This window comes from Actinomadura sp. BRA 177 (assembly GCF_013372625.1).
Classification (GTDB): domain Bacteria; phylum Actinomycetota; class Actinomycetes; order Streptosporangiales; family Streptosporangiaceae; genus Spirillospora.
Window position 1 is genome coordinate 1 of the sequence record NZ_JABXFD010000099.1, and the last position, 1,603, is coordinate 1,603.

The 1,603-nt window shown below is 69.6% G+C and carries 2 protein-coding genes; both read right to left on the reverse strand.

Translation table 11 applies throughout. The annotated features are described in order from the left end of the window. Positions 1–131 precede the first annotated feature (131 nt). Complete coding sequence (locus HUX53_RS42190; RefSeq protein ID WP_176401514.1) at positions 132–527, reverse strand: cold-shock protein; 396 nt, start codon at positions 525–527, stop codon at positions 132–134. Between the two features lie 159 nt (positions 528–686). Then, positions 687–1,328: a haloacid dehalogenase-like hydrolase gene (locus tag HUX53_RS02290; protein WP_176401515.1), complete on the reverse strand. Its 642-nt coding sequence runs from the start codon at positions 1,326–1,328 to the stop codon at positions 687–689. Positions 1,329–1,603: the final 275 nt, after the last annotated feature.

The window sequence follows — 1,603 nt, forward strand, 5'->3', positions numbered from 1 at the left end:
GCACCAAGGAAGGACTGTCCAAGAAAGAGATCATCCGATGCCTCAAGCGCTACATCGCCCGCGAGCTCTACCAGATCATCACAACAAACGATCTTGAACTCGCCGCTTGACATCCATAGGAGCATCCTTGCTCAAGGGGACAGGTCGTCGGCGACCGCGCGCAGCACCGTCGCGATCTTCTTGGCCTCCGCCGGGGACGGGTGCTTGCCGCGCCGGTAGGTGTTGGAGATCCGGTCCAGCAGCCCGATGAGGTCCTCGGTCATGACGACCATCTCGTCCGGCTTCTTGCGCCGCTGCTTGGCGATCGTCTTCTCCACCGACGGCAGCGATTCCAGCACCCGGACCTGCAGGGCCTGCTGGCCGCGGCGCCCCTCGACCACGCCGAACTCCAGGCGCTGGCCCGGCCGCAGCGACGTGACGCCGCCCGGTAGCGCCGATGAGTGCACGAAGACCTCCCCGCCGTCATCGCGGGTGAGGAAGCCGAACCCCTTGTCGGAGTCGTACCACTTGACCTTGCCAGTCGGCACCGGAGACCTCGTTCGGTAATCGTCCTGAATCGCCCCCAAGATTAGTGCCTCGCGGTGGGCCGGCGAACAAGCCGGGTACCCCCTGCGAGGCCCCGCGGGGCAACGCCTCAGACGCTATCCGGGACGTCCGGCAACGGCACCTGGATATCGCGTCGCAGATCAGGCTGCCCGGAATCCGCCGAGCCACTCCGGGAAGGCCAGCAGGTCCGGCAGGACGACGTCCGCGCCGTACGCGGTGAGCGCCGCCGAGTCGAACGCGCCGGTGGCGACGGCCACCGCCACCGCCTCCGCGGCGCGCGCCGCGTCCACGTCGCCGGTGTGGTCGCCGATGTAGGCGCGGGCGCCGTGCTCGCGCAGCGCCACGCCCTTCTCGGCGCCGAACAGGCCGCCCACCACGGCGTCCGCCCGCAACCCGAGGAACCGGACGGTCCGCTCGGTGTCGACCTGGTTCTTGCCCGACACGACGACCACGCGTCCGTCCCTGGCCCGCACCGCGTCCAGCGCGGCGACGGCGCCCGGCATGAGGACGGTCGCCGGGATCGCGATATCGGGGTAGATCGCCCGGTATCGGGCCGCCATCACCGGCACCTCGGCGGCCGGGAACCAGTACGCCAGCTCCTCCTCCAGCGGCGGCCCGATGCGTCCCACCACGGCCGCGGTGTCGATCGGGACGCCCGTCTCCGCGGCCAGGGCGGCGTACACGGCGCCGATCGCGGCCCGCGTGTCGGCCAGGGTCAGGTCGAGGTCGAAACCGACGGAGAACCCCGCGTCGGACGAATCGGGAGGAACGAGATCAAGCACGTCCCACAGGGTAAGGGGCTGGACACAGGAAAGGACCCGCGCTCTCCTGGTAGTGGCGATGCGACGGGATCCGAGTAGGAGAGCACGGGACCGTGATTTCGATATACCCGAGCCCCCGGCCACAAACCAGATGACCAGGGAAAACACAGCACCCGAACACCCCACCCCGACGCCAAGGACGATCACCCCCGTCCGCCCCCGGCACAGCCCCCGGTGAAGGAGGCCGCAGATGGCAGACAACCCCGACCGGCCGTCCGAACAGAGCGCCCCCACGC